At 70.8% G+C, this 18,632-nt stretch carries 14 protein-coding genes and 1 tRNA gene; 6 read left to right on the top strand and 9 right to left on the bottom strand.

The genetic code is table 11. The annotated features are described in order from the left end of the window. The first annotated feature begins 19 nt into the window (after positions 1-19). A complete protein-coding gene (locus tag FYW95_RS18990) occupies positions 20-1,120 on the top strand; it encodes a peptidoglycan recognition protein family protein (protein ID WP_159944589.1) in 1,101 nt (366 codons plus the stop codon). A gap of 106 nt (positions 1,121-1,226) precedes the next feature. Beyond that, a complete protein-coding gene (locus FYW95_RS18985; protein WP_159944590.1) occupies positions 1,227-1,802 on the top strand; it encodes a GNAT family N-acetyltransferase in 576 nt (191 codons plus the stop codon). A 51-nt stretch (positions 1,803-1,853) separates the two neighbouring features. On the opposite strand, the gene FYW95_RS18980 is transcribed toward FYW95_RS18985, so the two are convergent. Then, complete coding sequence (locus FYW95_RS18980) at positions 1,854-2,144, bottom strand: DUF6504 family protein (protein ID WP_159944591.1); 291 nt, start codon at positions 2,142-2,144, stop codon at positions 1,854-1,856. Positions 2,145-2,456: 312 nt separating this feature from the next. Here FYW95_RS18980 and FYW95_RS18975 point away from each other — a divergent pair, with 312 nt between their 5' ends. Together FYW95_RS18975 and FYW95_RS18970 are read left to right on the top strand one after the other, a co-directional pair. Beyond that, positions 2,457-4,649: a serine/threonine-protein kinase gene (locus FYW95_RS18975; protein ID WP_160050617.1), complete on the top strand. Its 2,193-nt coding sequence runs from the start codon at positions 2,457-2,459 to the stop codon at positions 4,647-4,649. A 69-nt stretch (positions 4,650-4,718) separates the two neighbouring features. Further along, positions 4,719-5,684: a quinone oxidoreductase family protein gene (locus FYW95_RS18970; RefSeq protein WP_159944593.1), complete on the top strand. Its 966-nt coding sequence runs from the start codon at positions 4,719-4,721 to the stop codon at positions 5,682-5,684. Between the two features lie 165 nt (positions 5,685-5,849). Here FYW95_RS18970 and FYW95_RS18965 read toward each other — a convergent pair whose 3' ends face one another. From FYW95_RS18965 to FYW95_RS18955, 3 genes are all read right to left on the bottom strand, one after another. Then, on the bottom strand, positions 5,850-6,932 hold the full coding sequence (locus FYW95_RS18965; RefSeq protein WP_159944594.1) for an SPFH domain-containing protein: 1,083 nt from the start codon (positions 6,930-6,932) through the stop codon (positions 5,850-5,852). Positions 6,933-6,947: 15 nt separating this feature from the next. Next, positions 6,948-7,412, bottom strand: a complete 465-nt coding sequence (locus tag FYW95_RS18960) for an NfeD family protein (RefSeq protein WP_159944595.1) — start codon at positions 7,410-7,412, stop codon at positions 6,948-6,950. A gap of 185 nt (positions 7,413-7,597) precedes the next feature. Continuing rightward, positions 7,598-10,513, bottom strand: a complete 2,916-nt coding sequence (locus FYW95_RS18955) for a penicillin acylase family protein (RefSeq protein WP_160050616.1) — start codon at positions 10,511-10,513, stop codon at positions 7,598-7,600. 321 nt (positions 10,514-10,834) lie between these two features. On the opposite strand from FYW95_RS18955, the gene FYW95_RS18950 reads away from it, so the two are divergent. After that, a complete protein-coding gene (locus FYW95_RS18950) occupies positions 10,835-11,347 on the top strand; it encodes a hypothetical protein (protein ID WP_159944597.1) in 513 nt (170 codons plus the stop codon). Positions 11,348-11,357: 10 nt separating this feature from the next. Here the strand turns inward: FYW95_RS18950 and FYW95_RS18945 are convergent, their stop codons facing one another. Continuing rightward, positions 11,358-12,245 (bottom strand): cobalamin biosynthesis protein, encoded by an 888-nt coding sequence (locus FYW95_RS18945; protein ID WP_159944598.1) that lies wholly within the window; start codon positions 12,243-12,245, stop codon positions 11,358-11,360. A gap of 515 nt (positions 12,246-12,760) precedes the next feature. On the opposite strand from FYW95_RS18945, the gene FYW95_RS18940 reads away from it, so the two are divergent. Continuing rightward, positions 12,761-12,836: transfer RNA gene (locus FYW95_RS18940), tRNA-Arg, on the top strand. A 345-nt stretch (positions 12,837-13,181) separates the two neighbouring features. Here the strand turns inward: FYW95_RS18940 and FYW95_RS18935 are convergent. The 4 genes from FYW95_RS18935 to FYW95_RS18920 form a co-directional block, all read right to left on the bottom strand. Further along, positions 13,182-14,579 (bottom strand): DUF6177 family protein, encoded by a 1,398-nt coding sequence (locus FYW95_RS18935; protein ID WP_236572247.1) that lies wholly within the window; start codon positions 14,577-14,579, stop codon positions 13,182-13,184. A 64-nt stretch (positions 14,580-14,643) separates the two neighbouring features. Then, positions 14,644-15,291 (bottom strand): hypothetical protein, encoded by a 648-nt coding sequence (locus FYW95_RS18930; protein WP_160050614.1) that lies wholly within the window; start codon positions 15,289-15,291, stop codon positions 14,644-14,646. Between the two features lie 7 nt (positions 15,292-15,298). Next, the gene (locus FYW95_RS18925) at positions 15,299-17,953 is read right to left on the bottom strand and encodes a hypothetical protein (protein WP_160050613.1); all 2,655 of its coding nucleotides are present in this window, start codon (positions 17,951-17,953) and stop codon (positions 15,299-15,301) included. Between the two features lie 239 nt (positions 17,954-18,192). Beyond that, on the bottom strand, positions 18,193-18,522 hold the full coding sequence (locus FYW95_RS18920) for a DUF6507 family protein (protein ID WP_160050612.1): 330 nt from the start codon (positions 18,520-18,522) through the stop codon (positions 18,193-18,195). Between the last annotated feature and the right edge of the window lie 110 nt (positions 18,523-18,632).

The following is an 18,632-nucleotide window of genomic DNA, read 5'->3' as shown; positions in this document are numbered from 1 at the left end:
GGAAGGAGAACGGACACAGATGGACAGGCGCACGCTCCTGACCGGTGCCGGTGCCGCCGTCGGCCTGGCCGCGCTGGCCGCCGGCCCGGCCGGCCCCCGCTCCGCCCTGGCCGTCGAGGGCACGGAGCGGACCGTGCCCCGGGTCCTGGCCGAGCCCTCGCCTACGGGCGCACTCGTCCGTCCCGCCCTGCGGATGGACGCGGTCGCCGTCACCGCGCCGCCGGACGGGACCGGTACCGCGATCCGCTTCGAGACCGCCGAGGGGCTGGGCGCGTGGCGGCCGCTGCACCAGCACACCGGTGGCCGTGACGACCGGGAGCCGGTCGCGGCCGCGCTGGTACGCGCGCCGCGGGGGGCCATCGGGTACGAGGTGCGCTCCGAGGGGGAGGCGGCGGCGGTGAACCTGTACGACGGAGAGCGGTTGCGCCTCGGCGGCCCCGAACGCGCCTGGCTGGCGCCGAGCTCCGCGCACGGACCGGGCGTTCCGGCCGCGCTGCCCCTGCGCACCCGCGCGGGCTGGGGCGCCGACGAGTCCTGGCGCTTCGACGAGGAGGGCAACGACCTGTGGGCGCCGGTGTTCCACCCGGTGCAGGCGCTGACCGTGCACCACACCGCCATGGCGGCCGGGGACGACCACGCGGCGGACGTGCGGGCGGTGTACCACCTGCACGCCGTCCGGCAGGCCTGGGGCGACATCGGCTACCACCTGCTCATCGATCCCGACGGGGTGGTCTACGAGGGCCGCCACTCGGGCGGGGACGGGGTCCCGGTCTTCTCCGGTCCCCCGGCTCCGGGCCGGGCCCGGGCGGTGACCGCGGGGCACGTGTACGGCCACAACCACGGCAACATCGGCGTGTGCCTGCTGGGGGACTTCACCGAGGAACTCCCCACCCGCGCCGCCCTGGACTCCCTCGTGGCGGTGCTGCGCCTGCTGTGCGCGGTGACCGGCGTGGACCCGGCCGCGAGCGTGGAGTACGTGAACCCGGACACGGGTGCGGTCAGCCCGGGCGACGCCCTGGCACGGCACCGCGACTGGCTGGCCACCGGGTGTCCGGGCGACGCGTTCGCCGAGGTGTTCGACACCGTGGTCCGCCAGCGCGTCATCGCAGGCCGGGGGTAGTCCCGGCCCGGCCGGACGGGGGCGCCCGGCCCCGGGGGAAGGGGGACGCGGCACCCCGGAACGGCGCGTAGGGTGAGCGCACCGTGAACCGAGGGGGAGCACCGGCGTGACCACCGCCCAGAGCAGACCGATCCTGCCGTCCGTCATCCTGGAGACCGAGCACCTGCGGCTGCGCGCGTTCGTCGAGGAGGACATCGACGACGTGCACGCCTCCTGTGTGGACTCCGAACTGCAGCGGTGGATCCCGATCCCCCGGCCCGGCTCGCCCTACACCCGGGAGGACGCCGAGGCGTGGTGCCGCGAGGTGGCGCCCGGCATGCGCACCGGCGGCGAGGGCCAGCAGTGGGCCATGGTGGAGCGGCGGACCGGTCGGCTCGTGGGCGCGGTGGGTCTGGTGCGCACCCTGTGGGCGGCGATGACCACCGAGGTCGGCTACTGGGTCTCGCCCTGGGGTCGCGGCCACGGCTACGCGACCGAGGCGGCGGTGGCCGTCTCCCGGTGGGCGGTCGACCAGGGGTTCCAGCGGGTGGAGATCAAGGCGGCCACCGCCAACACCGCGTCGCGCCGGGTGGCGGAGCGGTCCGGTTTCACCTTCGAGGGCGTCGAGCGCAGCGCGATGCCGCTGCACGAGGGCCGGACCGACCTGGCCGTGTACAGCCTCCTGCCCGGCGACCTGGCCTGATCCGGGGCGCGCCGCGCGCGGCGGCACACGCGGCGGCGGGTCCGGGGTGGCCTATCCCCACACCCGGGAGAGCAGCCACGTACCGGTGGCCGTGTCGTGGCGCAGTTCGTACACCCCCTGCGACTGCGCCGTACCGGCCTCCACCCTCCAGTGCCTGCGTTCGGGCACCTGGGACTCGTGCGCGGGCGACCAGTCCATGCGCAGGGTGACCCAGTGCTCGAGGATCCTGCGCACCCCGTAGACCCTGCCGTCCCACGTGAACCGGGCCGGGCGCCCGTCGTCCTCGACGACGGACACCTCCGCCCCGTAGTACCGTCCCACGACACTTCCCCTCAGCATCATCGCCTCCTGAACAGCCCGGGAACACGTCGTCGGAACGCCCGCCCGTGGGGAAGACCCGAACCAGCATTCGAACGTGTGTTCTAAGACTAGCGAAAGCGCGGGCCCCCGGGGAACCATTTCGGCACGGGCCGCATCCCCACAGGTGACCGCGGGGACGCCCGGACCCGGGCGTCCACCGCCCGCCGGTACCCCGGGCGGCCCCGCCTCCGCACCCGGAGGTCCGCGGGGCCCGTCCGATCCGCGGGCACCGGCGTCCCGGCATCGGTACGCTGTCAGGCGCGAACCCCACCCTTCCTGTGAGGAACCCCCAACGTGACGTCGAACGGGAACCAGAGCGGCAAACCCCTGCGCGCGGGCGACCCGCGCGAACTCGACGGTTACCGCATCGTCAGCCGCCTGGGCCGGGGCGGCATGGGCACCGTCTACCTCGCCAGGGACGCCGCCGACCGCCCCGTGGCCGTCAAGCTCATCCACTCCGACCTGGCCGACGACGAGTCCTTCCGGCTCCGCTTCGCCCGCGAGGTCCAGGCGGCCCGGCGGGTGGCCCGCTTCTCCACCGCGGCGGTGATCGACGCACGGCTGGACGGCGACCCCCTCTTCATCGTCTCGGAGTACGTGCCGGGACCGAACCTGGACGAGGCCGTACGCGCGAGCGGCCCGATGGGCGGGGGCACCCTGGAGGGCCTGGCCATGGGCGTGGCCGCCGCGCTCACCGCGATCCACGGCTCCGGGGTGATCCACCGCGACCTCAAACCCGCCAACGTCCTCCTCTCCCAGGTCGGCCCCAAGGTCATCGACTTCGGCATCGCCCGGGCCCTGGACGAGAGCGACGCGGTCACCCGTTCCAGCCAGCTCATGGGCACCCCCGCCTACACGGCGCCGGAGCTGATCCTGGGCGAGCGGCCCGGCGCGTCCGCCGACATCTTCGCCTGGGGCTGCCTGGTGGCCTTCGCCGGAACCGGGACGGCCCCCTTCGAGGCCCCCACCGTGCCCGCCGTGCTGCACAACATCACCTCGGCGCCGCCGCGCCTGGAGGGCCTGGAACCGAACCTGCGCGACCTGGTCGCCGCGGCCCTGGACAAGGATCCGCGCAACCGCCCCACCTCCCAGCAGCTCCTGGCCAGGCTGACCGGGCAGGAGGCCCCGGAGGAGGTGGAGGTGAGCCGTAGCATCAGCACGGCGTGGGCTCCGCCGAGCAGTGCCCCGGTCCCCGGCCGGCCGCCGCTCACAGCGCAGCACACCCGGGCGGCCGGGGCGGAACAGGCCCAGCCGCCCGGCGCGGGGCAGCCTCCGGCTGTGGAGCAGCCCCCGGGTGCGGACCAGCGCCCGGGCGGGCCGGGCCCGCACCCGTCGGGCCCCCAGCAGGGGGTGCGCCACACCGGCCGCCCGGGCGGGGGCCAACCGCTTCCTCCGGCGCGGTTCGCCGCCCGGAACGGCCCCTCCGGCCCGTATCCGCCGCCGGGGCAGCCCGCGTACGGCGGGTACTCGCCGCCGGGAGGCCAGCAGACCTTCGCCGCCCGCTCCGGTCCCGGAGTGTCCGGGGACCCGGGCGGGCCCGGTGGGCGCGAAGCCGCCGGAGGACCCGGACAGCCGGCCGCGGTGCCCGGCGGCGCCCCGGCCGGCAGGGGCCGCGGCCGGATGCTCGTCCTGGGCGCCGCCGCGCTCGCGGTGGTCGGGCTGGCCGGGGCGGGCGCGGTGGTCCTGCTGGACCGGCCTCCCTCGGTTCCGGAGAACGTGGTCTCCATCTACGACACCGACTTCAGCACCAACGACGAGTGGAGCCGCGACGTCTACCAGCCCGGGGAGTCCGACGGCTACTGGGCCGAGCAGCGCGGCCTCCTGGTCCGGCTCGACCCGTCCACCCACGAGAGCCGCGGCGAGATGCCGCCGCTGGAGCAGGGCGTCCTGCTGCACGACAGCGTCCTGGTGAGCACCACCGCCTACGTGGTCGAGGGCCCCGAACAGGCGATGTTCGGCGTGCGGTGCTGGGACACCGAGGGCGAGGAGCACCGCACGCAGTACGAGGCCCTGCTGCGCTCCGACGGTCGGCGCGCGGAGATCCGCCGCATGCACGAGGCGGAGGGCGACCGCACCCTCGCCCAGAGCACGGACGTGGCCGGCTTCGAGCCCTATCCCCTCTTCGAGGAGTCCGCCCGGCCCCGGGGCTACGAGCCGGGCACGCCCTACCGGTTCGTCTCCGAGGAGGTGCCGCTCAACACCGTCACCCTGCTGTGCGCTCTCCGGGAGGACCGGGGCGGGGACCCGAGCATGGAGCTGTCCCTGTGGGTCAACGGGGAGCACGTGCTGACGACGGTGGACGACTCCCCCCTTCCCGGCGGCGGGGCACCGGGCGCGGACGGCTCCCCCGGAGGCGGGGACGACGCCGCGGAGGAGCTGGAGGACCACAGCCGGGTCGGCGTCGTCACCCGGCGCGGACCGGGCAACGAACAGGTCGGGGTGCTCTTCACCGAGTTCACGGTGTCCTACGTCCCGGAGGAGGAGTAGGCCCCGGGGCGGAGCCGCGGTCCGGACTGGCATGATGCCGGAAACGGACCCGGAAGGAGCAGTGGAGCCATGCGCGCCATCGTGATCGAGGAGAGCGGCGGACCCGAGGTGCTGCGGTTGGCCGACAGGGACGACCCCGTGCCCGGCCCCGGAGAGGTGCTGGTGGACGTCCGGGCCCGCGGGGTCAACTTCATCGACATCTACCAGCGCAGCGGCCTGTACGACGTCCCCCTCCCCTTCGTTCCGGGGATGGAGGCCTCCGGTGAGGTCGCCGCCGTGGGAGAGGGCGTCACCGACCTGTCGGTGGGCCAGCGGGTGGGCTGGGCGATGGCCCCCGGCGCCTACGCCGAGCGGGCCGTGGTCAGCGCCTCCCTGGTCGTGCCCGTTCCGGACGGGGTCTCCGACGACCAGGCCGCGGCCCTGCTGCTGCAGGGCATGACCGCCCACTACCTCGTCCGCTCGGTCCACCCGGTGGCCGAGGGGGACACGGTGCTGGTGCACGCCGCGGCGGGCGGCACCGGGCTGCTGATCACCCAGTTGGCCAAGGAGCGCGGCGCGCGGGTGATCGGCACCGTGTCCACCGAGGAGAAGGAGCGCGTGGCCCGGGAGGCGGGCGCGGACGAGGTCGTGCGCTACACCGAGACCCCCGTGGCGGAGGCGGTGCGCGAGCTGACCGGCGGCCGGGGCGTGGCGGCGGTCTACGACGGGGTGGGGCGGGACACCTTCGACGCCAGCCTGGCCTCGCTGCGCTCCCGCGGTGTGCTGGCGCTGTTCGGGCAGTCCTCGGGCGCGGTGGCGCCGGTGGACCCGCAGCGGCTCAACTCCGCTGGTTCGGTGTACCTGACCCGTCCCTCCCTGGCCCACTTCGTGGCCGACCGCGCGGAACTGCTGGGCCGGGCCGGCGACCTGTTCTCCCTGGTGGAGGCTGGTCGGCTGGACGTGCGCGTCGGCGGGCGCTACCCGCTGGCCGACGCGGGCCGCGCCCAGAGCGACCTGGCCTCGCGCCGGACCACCGGCAAGCTGCTGCTGGTCTGAGCCGGGCGCCGGGCGCTCCTCGCGGACCGCGGCGGGGGCGCGACGCGGTCCGCTCGCGGGGCCCGCAGGAGCCCGGGGCCGGCTGGTCTGGGCCCGGGGCCGAACGGAACGGACGGGGAGGGCCAGCGCCCTCCCCGTCCGTTCACGTCCCTCCGCGCGGCGGGGTCACCCCTCCTCGCGCGGGCCCGGCATGCCTCCGCCGAGACGGGCCCCGGCCCGGCGCACGTCGTCGCGCGCGTCGGCCACCGCGCGCTCGGCGGCCTCGGCGGCGTCCACCGCGGCCTGCTCGGAGGAGGACTTGGCCGTGTCCGGACCGGCGATCTGCGCGGGACCGCGCGCGCCCCCTTCGTCCCCCTTCTCCGTGGAGGGCGCCGACTGCTCTGTGCTGCCGGAGAAGGCGTGCGTGACGTTCTTGACGGCCTCGGTGAGCTCACCGGGGATGACCCAGAACGTGTTGCCCTCGCCCGCGGCCAGGCTGGGGAGGGTCTCCAGGTACTTGTAGGCGAGGAGCTTGGCGTCGGCGTTGTTGGCGTGCACCGCCTGGAAGACGCGCTCGACGGCCTTGGCCTCGCCGTCGGCCCGCAGGATGGCCGCCTGCTGCTCGCCCTGGGCCTCCAGGATGGCCTGCTGGCGGGCGCCCTCGGCCTTGAGGATGCGGGCCTGGCGCTCACCCTCGGCGTGCAGGATGGCCGCGCGCTTGTCGCGGTCGGCCCGCATCTGCTTCTCCATCGCCTCCTTGATGGTGGGCGGCGGGTCGATCGCCTTGATCTCGACGCGGTTGACGCGGATGCCCCACTTGCCGGTGGTCTCGTCCAGCACCCCGCGCAGCCGGGTGTTGATCTCCTCGCGTGAGGTGAGCGTGCGCTCCAGGTCCATGGAGCCGATGACGTTGCGCAGGGTGGTGACGGTGAGCTGGTCGATGGCCTGGATGTAGTTGGCGACCTCGTAGGCCGCGGCCTTGGGCGCGGTGATCTGGTAGTAGAGGACGGTGTCGATGTTGACGACCAGGTTGTCCTCGGTGATCACCGGTTGGGGGCGCGAGGTGAACACGTGCTCGCGCAGGTCGAACTTGGTGTTGACGCGGTCCACGCCCGGGATGAGGAAGTTCAGGCCCGGACCGAGGGTGCGTGTGTAGCGGCCGAAGCGTTCGATGTTGTACGCCCGGGCCTGGGGAACGATGCGGATCGAGGACAGGGCGGCCGCCACGACGATGACCGCGAGGATGACGAGGGCGATAGTGGGTTCCATGCTGTGGCACCTGGCCTAGGTCTGGGGACGTGGCTGTTCTCCGGGCAGCGCCTCACGCGGGTAGACCACGGCCGTCGCTCCGTCGATCTCCATGACGTCGACGCGCGTGCCCACCGGGATCACCAGGTCTTCGTCGATACAGCGTGCGGACCACTCCTCTCCCGAGAGCTTGACCCTGCCCTGGTCCCCGGAGATCTCCCGCAGGACTACGGCGGAGCGCCCGACGAGGGCCTCGGCGCCGGACCTGGCGGCGGGACCGCCGAGCATCTGGCGCTGCATGATCGGCCGGACGAGGTAGATTCCGGCCGCCGCGGTGGCGGTGAAGCCGATGATCTGCACGGCGACCGGCAGCCCGATGGCGCCGAGGAGGGCGGCGACCAGCGCCGCGACCGCGAGGAGGCCCAGCACGAAGGTGAGTGTGAAGACCTCCGCGACTCCCAGGCCGATGGCGATGATGAGCCAGACCAACCAGGCGTCCATGTCTGCGCGACCCTCCCGTGTGTTCGGGTATTCCTTACGCTACCCATACAAGCCCGGCGAAGCACGCGTTCCTTCGCGGCGTTCCCGGCACGTGACGCGCGGACGCGGTCCCCGGAGGGGACGGGGACGCGGCCCCCGGTGGTACCCGCTCAGGACCACCGCGGGCCGCGTCCGCCCCGCCCGTTCTACCGTCCGCCGGAGAACTGGTAGACGAGCTGGTAGGTGGGCCGGTTCTGCCAGGCGATCGGCCACATGCCGATGCCGCCGACCGCCTGGTGGATCACCGTGTCGGCGCACAGCTGGTCGCCGACGGGGCAGTGTTCGTCCCCCGGGTAGACCTCCCCCGCCGGGGTCCGGGCGGCCTGGGCGAGGGTGTCCAGCAGGACCGTACGGCAGGCCTCCAGGTCCCCTCCGCCGCAGTGGGTCCGCCCCAGCTCCCCCTCGACCGGCTGGCCGAGCACGGAGCGCAGGTCCTTGTGCGCGTAGGACCACCAGCCGTACTGGAACGCCGAACCGCGGTGGGGCTGGCCCTGGTTCACGCTGCCGGGCGCGCCTCCGCCGATGGAGCCCGAGGGCGACTCGTCGATCTGGACGGCCCGGGTGAGCCGGGTGTACAGGTCCTCGCCCAGCTCCGGTTCGAACTGGGCCCGCACCAGCAGCGGCCACCAGGCGTCGAGGGCGCGGACGGCGTTGGCGTAGGAGTAGTACCCGGCGTCACGGAAGGGCTCGCGGCGCAGCGAGCCGGCCTCGTGCCACAGCCGCAGCTCCTCCACGACCGGGGCCAGCTCGGGGTCCTCCACGGGCGCGGTGTCGATGACCTCCAGCAGCAGCGGCAGGACTTCCTGGGCGCGCAGGTCGGCGACCCCCGCCTCCATCATCACCCGGGTGAGGCTGGCGGTGGTGAAGCGGTGCCCGTCGTCGATGAGCGCGGACACCCGGCCGTCGAGCAGGTCGCCGCGGTGCACCGGGCCGGTCGACCAGCCGGAGGTGTAGCCGTGGGCGGGCTTGTTGTTCCAGTTGACGATGTAGTCCGGGTTGACCGCCTGGGGGTGGTCCTCCAGCGGGTGGTAGTCGGCGCCGTTGGCGTCCGGGTCCCAGCCGGACCAGCCCGCTCCGGAGTAGGGGTCGATGGGCAGGTTGGGGTTGGTGCCCTCGGTCCGGACCGGGTTGGCGCCGGAGTTGACGAAGGCGATGTCCTCGTCGTCCACGTAGTGCCAGTTGAAGGCGTAGCCGATGTCCGCGGAGGCCCCGGTGAAGGCCTCGGCGGAGGTGATCTCGTCGGGGTCGTTGAAGCGCTGGAAGCCGAGGATCGAGTCGACCTCGCGCATGTAGGTGGAGCGCAGCGTCGTGAACGCCACGGGCTCGCCGCCCACCGTCGCGAAGGAGTCCACCAGGCCGAACTCCGAGCGCAGGGAGGTCAGCGTGTAACCGCCCGCCGGGGTGCCGTCGGCGACCGTGGGCGACCACGCGTTGGTGACGCTCAGCTCCTCGAAGGGCACGCAGGTCCCCGAGGTGTCCACGTAGGCCCGCGAGGAGGTGGTGGGCTCCGAGCCGTCGGTCTCGCACAGGCTGACCGCGAAGGTGTCGGTGACGTCCTGGCCCGCGGAGGTGGCGCTCCAGGCGTAGTCGACGCCGCGGCCCATCTGGACGTAGAAGCTCACCCCCGCGAAGGAGGCGCCGCGCGCGTGGATGCCCGGGCCCCGCAGTTCCTGGAGCATGAGCAGCTGCGGGGAGAAGTAGCCGGTCTGGGGTCCCATCACGGCGACGGGGTTGCCGCTCTCGGTGTGCCTGCCCGAGACCAGCAGGGCGTTGGACATGCCGCGGGGGTCCGTGAGGCCCTCGGGCAGCACCCCGTCCTCGAACACGCCCTCGGCCGGGGACAGGTCCCCCTCCTCCACCATCTGTTCCAGCTCGTCACGCTGTTCCCGGGGCAGCTCCTCGACGGTGGGCGCCTCCTCCTCCGTCTCCGGCGCGGTCGCGGCCGGCGGCGCGGGCTCCTCGGCGGTGCCGGCGTCCAGCGCGGAGCCGTGCGCGTCGTGGACGATGTCGTAGGGCTCGACCGAGCCGGGGTCGGGCAGGACCTCGCCGACCGGGTCCTCGGGGGTTCCGGCGTAGGGGAACTCGCCCGGCACGCTGACCAGGGCCTCGGGGTCGTTCTCCGTGCGCCAGGCGGCGTAGAGCTCGGCTCCCTCCTCCGCGCCGTAGCGGTCCTGGAAGCCCGCCAGGGCCAGGGCGGCCCGGACCTCGCCCCCGCCTCCCCCGCCGAAGATGCCGCCGACCATGGCGGCGATGCCGACCACGTCGGTGGCGGTGAAGGGTTCGATCTCCCCCGCGTTGGTGACGGCGTCCTTGTGCCCGGTCAGGACGTACTCGCCGGGGAAGGAGCGGTTCCGGTCGGCCCGTGCGATGTAGGCGTTGACGCCCTCGAGGTAGGCGTCCACGTCGGCCAGGGCGCGCGCGCCGCGTTCACCGCTGGCCGCGACGCGGTCGATCTGGGCCTGCTTGTCCTCCTCGGTGTAGGGGGCGTTGCGCCACAGGTCCTGTTCCAGCCCGCGGTTGCCCTCGGCGCCCCCGGCGAAGGAGGTGAGCTCGCCCCGGCCGACCCTGCGAAGCACGTCCATGAGGAAGAGGCGGTCCTCGGCGGCGGCGTACCCGGCGCCGAACATGGTCCCCTCCCTCGTGGTGCCGTGGACGTGCGGGATGCCGTGGTCTGCGTCCCGGGTGATGGTGACGTCCTCGCGCGGCTGGTAGCGGCGCCCCACGTCGTCGGGGTCGACGCCGAACGTGGCGTCGAGGAAGAAGTCGTCCAGCCGCTCCTCGGTGAGGCCGTCGTAGTGGTGGACGAGGTTGTCGTACATGTCCAACTGGCTGGACGAGTGGCGGGGCCGGGTGCCGAAGACCTGGTGGCCGAGGATCTCGACGAGGGTGGCGCTGCCGTTCTGCCCGGGGGGCAGGACGTCCAGGCAGCCCGCGGGCGCGCAGTAGTCGGCGGGGTGCTCGGGGGCCGCCTGGGCGGCGGAGGCCGAGAGGAGTGTCGCGGTCACCGTCAGTGCGGCACCCGTGGCTCCGGCGCGCAGCCGTCGTGGAAGGGAGGGGAACAAGAGCTGTCACCACCTGGGGGTGCGGGCGATGGATCAGCGGCATGTTACGTACGGGTAGAAAATCGCGAAAGAGTTTCATATTTGATCGCAGCCCCGAGGGCCCCTACCAGAGGAGCCGCGCGTTTGGAGTGGCCTTCACCACACGCAGCGCAAACGAATCGGGTACTCCCGGAAAAGGCGGGAGCCGGGAACTCCGGAGTGGCCACATCCGGCCAGGACTTCCTCCGCCGCACCCGCCGAGCTGGGGCGCACCGGGCGCACAGGTGCGCCGGCCCCGCGGAACCGGCCCTCCCCCTCCAGGCGCTTTGACACAATCGCGGCATGAACCAGTACTCGAACCCCCACCCGGGCCAGGGCGAGCCGTGGCACCACTCCGGCGGCGAGACCCCCGGGTGGGGCCTTCCCCCCGAGCAGCAGGGCGGGGCGATGGTGCCCTACGACGCCCCGGGCGGCGGCTACCAGCCCGCGGTCCCCCAGCCCCCGGTCGACGACACCCCCCTCGGCACCATCGGCGAGATCGCGTTCTCCCAGCACACCGTGATCACCCCCGTCGGGCGCTTCCCCATCCGGGGGACGGTGTGGACGGTCAACGACATGAGCCGCACCGAGCGGTCGACCCCGACCTGGGCCGTGATCACGGCGATCCTGGTCTTCTGGTGGACCTGCCTGCTCGGGCTGCTCTTCCTCCTGGTCAAGGAGCAGAGGACCACCGGGCACGTCCAGGTCACCGTGCAGGGCCACGACAAGCACTACAGCACATCGATCATGGTGACCCACCCGGCCGTGGTGGGCCAGATCCACCAGCAGGTGAACTACGCGCGCAACCTGGCCTGAACCCGGGCGTTCACCTGGCCACCGCCGCGGCGACGGCCGCGGCCCCCAGGTGGACGGTCCTGGCCAGGAGCACGGCGCGGCGGATGTCGAGGGCGCCGGGGCGCGGCCCCTCCCCCATGGTGGGGCGGCGCTCCTCGCGTTCACCGTAGGTGTTGGCCCCGCCCAGGGTCCTGCCGAGCGCGCCCGCGAACGCGGCCTCACACTGTCCGGCGTTCGGGCTGGGGTGGTCGCCGCCGTTCCGGCGCCAGACGCGCCAGGCCGTGCGCACGTCGCCGCCCACCACCGGCGCGGCCAGCACGGCCAGGAGCGCGGTCAGCCGCGCCGGCCCCCATCCGGCGACGTCGTCCAGCCGCGCCGAGGCCGCGCCGAACCGCCCGTAGCGCTCGTTGCGGTGGCCGACCATGGCGTCGAGGGTGTTGACCGCGCGAAAGCCCGCCAGGCCCGCCACGCCGCCCAGGGCACCCCAGACCAGGGGGCCGACCACGGCGTCGGAGGTGTTCTCGGCGACCGACTCCACGACCGCCCGGGCGATTCCGGCCTCGTCCAGTCCCGAGGGGTCCCTGCCGCACAGGTTGGGCAGCAGCTCCCGGGCCCGCTCCAGGTCACCGCCCGTCAGCGCGTCGGCGACCCGCTCGGCCTCCCGGCACAGCATGCTGCCGCCGAGCACGGCCCACGTGGTCGCGGCCGTGGCCGCGGTGCCCCTGAACAGGGAACCCGCCGCCACCACGGGAAGCACGGCTCCGGCCGCGAAGAGGCCGCCGCGCGCCCGGGAGTCGCGGTAGACGCGCCTCTCCCACCACCCCGCGGCGCGCCCGTACAGGGCCACGGGGTGCCCCTTGCGCGGGTCGGGCACCACGCCGTCGAGCAGGAAACCCGACACCAGTCCTAGAGTTCGCACGCGAACACGTTAGTCGGGTCAACAAACCACCAAGCCCGAGCCGGGAAGGTTTATCACTCTCCGTAGCAACTAATACAGAGAGTAATCAACATCCACCCGTGGAGGTCCCATGCAGGTCACGATGGTCGCCCTACTGGTCCTCGCAGGTCAGTGGTGGGTCTTCTGATCCGGAGCAGCCAGGACTTCGCGAAACGCCAGCGGCGCAGCGCCGCACCACGAGTTAATCACCGGTAACGTGGAGAGGGAGGCCCATAGCGACCGGTTTGGTGGAGCGCGCGTGGTAACGAGAGGCAACTACGAATCACCGTAGTTAGTGAGGCTTTGCCCGCCCGTGGGCGACATCGGACGAATACCCTAGAATGTCTGCCCGGGACGCCACAGGCGCCACGCCACGGGGCTTACCCGACCGTAGGCACCCCCGCGGAGCCCCACCCCGCCCCGGCGCGCAGCACCCTCCAGCGACCACGGGTAACAGCGTGGTCACGACACGCCGTGGCGGGCGACAATTGAATCAGGCACCCGTAGCTCAGTGGATAGAGCACCGGACTTCTAATCCGATGGTCGCAGGTTCGAATCCTGCCGGGTGCGCCACAAAACCCCAGGTCAAACGGTATGAGCGAGGAACTCAAGCGAAGTCCTCGCCGTGTTTTCGAGGCTTGTGTGCTCCTGGTGTGCTCCCCAGTACAAGGTCAGTACAGGTGGGGGCGCACCTCGCGGAGCATTTTGCCGTTCCTTGCCCCCGGGGGCCTGGGCCCGTGTCCACCCGCCAGCGCCCATCCGGCGGGCGGATACGGCCCTGTACCGCCGTACCCGCCCCCGAGCTGCCCGCCAAGCCAGTCTGTCGGCCGTCCAGAGGCCCCGACACGGGCTGGATCACGGGCGGTGCCTCGCCCAGATCCAGGTATCGGTGCGCCCGCACACAGCCTGCGATGGTGGTCAACTGCTGTGTCGCTGCCCGGCGGTGGAGGAACCTCCGGGATGCAGATGAGCCATGAGAGCATGGAAACGCTCCTGGGAGGCGGCTTCGGTGCCGTCACCGATCCGGTACCAGACCGAGTGGGTCAGGGGCGGGCCGAACGTGATCGGGGGCACCGGAGCGGACAGGGTCCGTTCGGAGCCGATTGAGGACACACCCTCCACTCCGATGCCCAGCCCGACTGGAAGGGCCGGGCCCGACCAGCGGGCGTCGTGCCCGAGGTCCGCTCGTCCGGTACGCCGGTGCACACTGATCGTCTGAAGGACGCCCTGTGAGGTGAACTCCTTGACCAGCGTGGACAGGATCGACAGGTCCGGCTCCTCAGTCGGGGAGTGTCCAACCGCGAGTGTGATGCTCTCCTTCACCCCTTCGGGAACGCGGGTGACCAGCAGGGTTCCGGTGAACGGCCGAACCCGACCGGAGCGGAGACCGTCCGGCGGGCCGGTGAAGAGCAACCACGAGCTCGCTGGTGCGCGTTTGCGGGCCAACGCGGTCAGGTCCCGGGTGTCCCAGGCCAGCGTCGCGGGCTCCCCGGTTCCCCACAGAGCCGGCGCAGAGCCTCCCAGGGTCTGGGAGAGGAACTCCACCGAGCGCCCCAGCTGGAGCCCGGCGTCAGCAGGGTGCAGAACCTTCAGGTCGACCAGGAGCTGGGTTCCCCACTTCTGGTGCGTGTCCTGGAAGGCCGGATGCGGAACGTCTTCGGAGGCCGCGGTTGTATCGCGGACGAAACCGGCAGCCTTGTGCCAGGCCAGCGGAACCCCGGAGAACCCGTCGTAGTACCGGCCATCCGGTGCCTGGGCCACCCAGCGGGCCATGGGATTTCCCAGGACCGAACACAAGGCATGAGTGATCCGTGAACACGACGGGGTCACCAGTTGGAAGCCCCTCCCGGCCCTGCCGTGTTCGGCGATGGCGTCCACCAGCCATGTGGTGAGTGGAACCACCGGTCGGTCCTGGACGGCCACTGCGACCTTGTCCGTGGCAAGGGTGATGGCGGGGTGGTCGGTGGCACCGACCAACAAGGGGTCGTCACGGACCAGGCGGGACTCGGGCTCCCAGACGAGTCCTCCGAACTGGGACACGAGGGCGTCTGCGAAGCGACGGACCATCCCGGCGGTGTCCGCGTCCGTTGGACCCGTCTCGGCGCCGCGTGCCTCCACCCACCAGGGCTGGGCCGGTAGGTCGTCGGTGATTCCCTCGGTGAGCAGACGGTCGGCCTCAGCTGACAACGCAAGCTGTTGAGCGGCTTGGACGGCCGCGACCATCCGTCCCGACTCGTCGCGAAGCTGGATGAGCGCCCCGTCAGCGACAGAGCGCACGCGCAGCTTCGGTCCCGCCTGGACCAGAGCCTGGGTCATACCGCGCAGAGTGGGTGGCCTCTCGAGCAGGGCGACCACGTCATGTGTCATCTGAGTCCTCGGGCTAGAGACGGTCTGTTACATCGAGGCCCCTGTCGGCCGAGCCACCACGAGGCGCCGCCACACCGTAAGCGAAGGCCGTGCCGAAGTAGGTGGGCTCACCGGTCTCGGTCTCGACCCCCAAAGCCGTTTCGAGGTCTCTCAGCCCCTGCGCCAGACGTGGGGCATTGCCGTTATGGACCTCAGGATGGGGACGACCGAAGAAATCGTTCTCCGCCCAGATGTCGTGGTAGACACTCAGCTCGACCATCGTGTCCTCGGTCGCGACATCGACGGAGACACTGACCAGTTCGGGTTCACCTCTCTTACGTCCGTCGGGCGCGATCCAGTTTCCGGGGCCGAGGAGAACCAGCGTCTCCGGGTAGGCTTCCGGTCGACCCGTCGGCCGTGAGTCGCGAACCCGACCCGCCAAGGCAGCGGCCGTGAGGTCGCGGCAGTAAAGGATCCTGGACCGGTAACCGGTGTGCCCGACACCGTACTGGAACCAGTCCACGTCGACACTGTCGAGGTACAGCAGGTCCCGGTTCTGGAGAATTTCCGCTACTGATACCGCTGTGGTGCAGCCCACCTCAAGCCCATCCGAGCCCTCGTCGTGCTCGACCACCCACGTCCACGTGGCGGTGGCCTTCGGTGACCTCATCAACAGGGACATGATTCCTCTAATCGTCATTGACTGGCGGGTAGATCTGCGCATCATCTGGGAAGGTCATCACACCATCAGAAAAGTACACCCTGAAGGACGTGTCGAAGCGACGCGCGTTGGAAAGGATCCGATTCATCGCCTTTTCGGAGAGTTCGATCATGGGAGCGTTCACCTCCAAGATCCCGACCGTCCTCGTACCTTCCATGTCCGGGGGCAGCGTGCGCAGTTGCTTCCCGATCTTCTGGGTGTTGTTGACGATGGCACTTTCACGGATGGTCCCGTCTGTGACGTCGAGCCGTTTGATCTGGTAGGCGTACTGGCCAGACAATCCGTCTGACCTGATCAGAGCGTCGATATCGAAGTTCTGAGAGCTATCCGCGGTAGCTTGCTGGTCTTTCTTCTCCGCGAACTCGAGCCGCTCAGGTGCGTACCCATTCTGCAGGAGATTGTCCATGAAACGGAGTTCCGTACCTGCTGCGGGCACCATGTTCTGATTCGCGAAATCGGAGACGAACTCGTCAAATCTTCGAACCTGGCTCACCCGACCTTCCAGAAGAATGTCCGCGACCTGCTGCCCCAGGGTGGTGCCGTCGTTCTTGAGGGTCGTAATGATGTCGTCGACCTTCTGCCCATTGAGCCCCGCCGAGTCGAGAATGTCCCTAACACCATCCACCTGGCTGTCCAACATCGGACCAGTGGGCTTCTCGGCTGTGGGTGTGCTGGGCTCTGGCGGATTAGGGCCGTCAGGTCCGGCGGGACCCGGCGGCCGAGGCGGCTCAGGCGGTCCTCCGCCGGACGTTCCGCCAGTCGACGGTCCTCCGCTGGACTGTTCTGCCTGATTCGGCGTCTGATCCTCATGAATGGTGACCGGATCGCTGGAGTCATCACTTCGAGCGCCGCCGTCGTTGACGTTGTTCTCGACGTTGTGGTCGGCACGCGCCTCCATACCGTCCGGAGTGACCAGAACCGGGGAGTCGACATCCGGGTCTTGACCGTGATCACGCCCGTGGGAGTCCGAATTCTCTAGAGCGCTGATGGTCCACCGCTCCTCACCGTCGAGCCCGGCCATCTGGCCGTTGTCGGCGCGGTCCATGGAGTCGGCGACGTCCTCGTTGCGCCGCGCGATCTCAGCGAAGGCGGCGTCGATCTCCTCCGTGGTCGGATCGGGCCGTGCGCCCTCGTCCGCACGCTGACCAGGCGTGTCAGCGTTCGGTGAATCTGCTTCCTGCGGGGTGGTGGTGCCCTCCCCCGCAGGTCCGTCCGACGAACTCGACCTCTGAGGAGTGTCGCTGCCTGGTGTGGCGGGCTCTGGTGAGGCAGAGGATTCGGGTACAGGATCGGACCTGTGTTCCGGAGTCGGGCTCGGCTCCGTTTGAGGCCCCTGGTTCTGATAGGACTCCAGCTCACGCAGAGTCTCGTTCATGTCGCCTATACCGGCCGGGGCGTCGGAGCTGTCAGCCTCGATGCGGTCCGGTGCCGTCGGGGCGTCCGGATGGGTGCCGTCCGGCCGGAGAGGGGAGGTGGACATGTTGTTACCGGTGTTCGAAGAGCCATTCGGCCCCTCGGTGCCGCCTGCGTCGATTCCCCCGCTGATCGGGCCGTCACCGGTTCCGGCACCGCCCAGGATGCGCGATACCCGGGCGGCGATCATCGGCACGCCCACCACGGCTCCGACACCGGTGGCGCTCAGTGCCGCACCAGCCGCGATCATGCCGACGTTGGTGAGCACGGTGCCGAACACGTACCCGGGACGCTCGCCCAGTTCGGTCCACGGGAAGAAACCGTGGATCGCGTCCCCCCACGCGCCCCGGGCGGTGTCCCACCATTCTCCGGGGCTGTTCACCATCGCACCGGTCTGCGGGTTGTAGAAGCCGGTCATGGCTCCGAGCCCCGTCAGCGAGTCGCCCCAGTACGAGCTGAAGTTGTTCCACCAGCCGCCGTCCCACCAGCCCTCGGAGCCGTGGGCGCCGACCGCGCCTCCCATGTCCTCCGCACTGCCCTTGATGACGTCCCAGCCCCCGTGGACCGCGTCCACGTGCCACATGTGGTCGGTGCTTTGGGGTGTGCCCCAGGGGGTTTCGACGTCCTCGGGCGCCTCCTCGAAACCGTAGACGGCCTCACCGGCACCGGGTTGGGTCGTGCCCTCGGCATTGCCAGCGATGAAGGTGGTACCGCCGAACAGCGCGGTGATGGCGTTGGCGCACTCCCGTTCGGCCTCCTGGTACTGCTGGTGAAGCGAGTTCACGTGGTTGAGCAGGTTGTTGTGCTCCTCGACCTTCTCGCTCTCGCCGCCGAAGAAGCCACCCTCGTCCCAGTCGTCGTCGCTTCGGATCTCCGCGACGAGGTCTCGGGCGTCCTGACGGGCCTGGATCAGCTTGGAACGCAGTTCCCGTGCTGTCTCAGCGAAGGCCTCCAGGGCGGTGGCTGCCTTATCGAAGTCGGTTTCCACCTCGTCGCCTGTTGTGGCGACGGGGTTGACCGCCGCATACAGGGTTGAGGCCTCGGGTGCGCTGTAGACCTCCTGGAGCCCGGCCCATGAGGTCTTGATGCTCTGTCCTGATTCGGCGATGTTCTCGCCGTCTGTCCTGATGCCCCTGGCCGCGCTCTCCAGGAGCACGGTGTTCACGATGGGAACGGGGATCTCGTCTGGATTGATCAGGTCGTCACTCACTGAGCATTCACTGTCCGTGTTTGGTGGTGCCTTCAGTGGTCGCTGGGCCAGGGCCGGTCCGTATACCGCTTTCGGGAAGGAGTCGTCCCGTGTCCGTTATGTGGGACGGCAGCGTAGCGGAAAGTGTTCTTGGGAATGCCATACGGGTCCGGAGGAGGTTGTGTTACCAGGCATACCGATACCGAGGTGTGGTGTATGTCATTCCGTGCGCGACGGCTGCGTCCCGGGGCAAGGGGCGGCTACGGGATTTCTCCCGCGTTCGCCTGGGCTTCCTCGGCCATTTGGAGGTTGCCGTTGACGTAGTGCATGGTGGCCTCACCGGCACCCTCCACCGCACTGGCGCTCTTTGCCACCATGTCGCCGACTTCGGTGAAGTAGTGCTCGGCGAACTCTGAGAGGGCCACACCAACAGGGTCGCTGTTGGCCGCGCTGTTGGCCTCGTTCAGGTGTGTTTCCAGTGATGTCATGTGGCCGGTGAGCCCGTAGGTGCCGTCCTCGTCACCTATGTGTTCGGAGACACCAGAGAGTACACCGAACACCTGTTGCGGGTGGATGTTCCATGCTGTCACGTGGGTCTCCCTCCAAGCATTGATTGTGGGGGTAGTGGGTTCGGCTCTGGTTGCGATGCAGACTCTAGCGCCCTGGTTTCAACCCGTACATAACAGTTTCCAACCACCGG

This window comes from Nocardiopsis sp. FR4 (genome assembly GCF_009830945.1).
Classification (GTDB): domain Bacteria; phylum Actinomycetota; class Actinomycetes; order Streptosporangiales; family Streptosporangiaceae; genus Nocardiopsis.
This window is presented reverse-complemented; position numbering and strand designations above follow the sequence as displayed.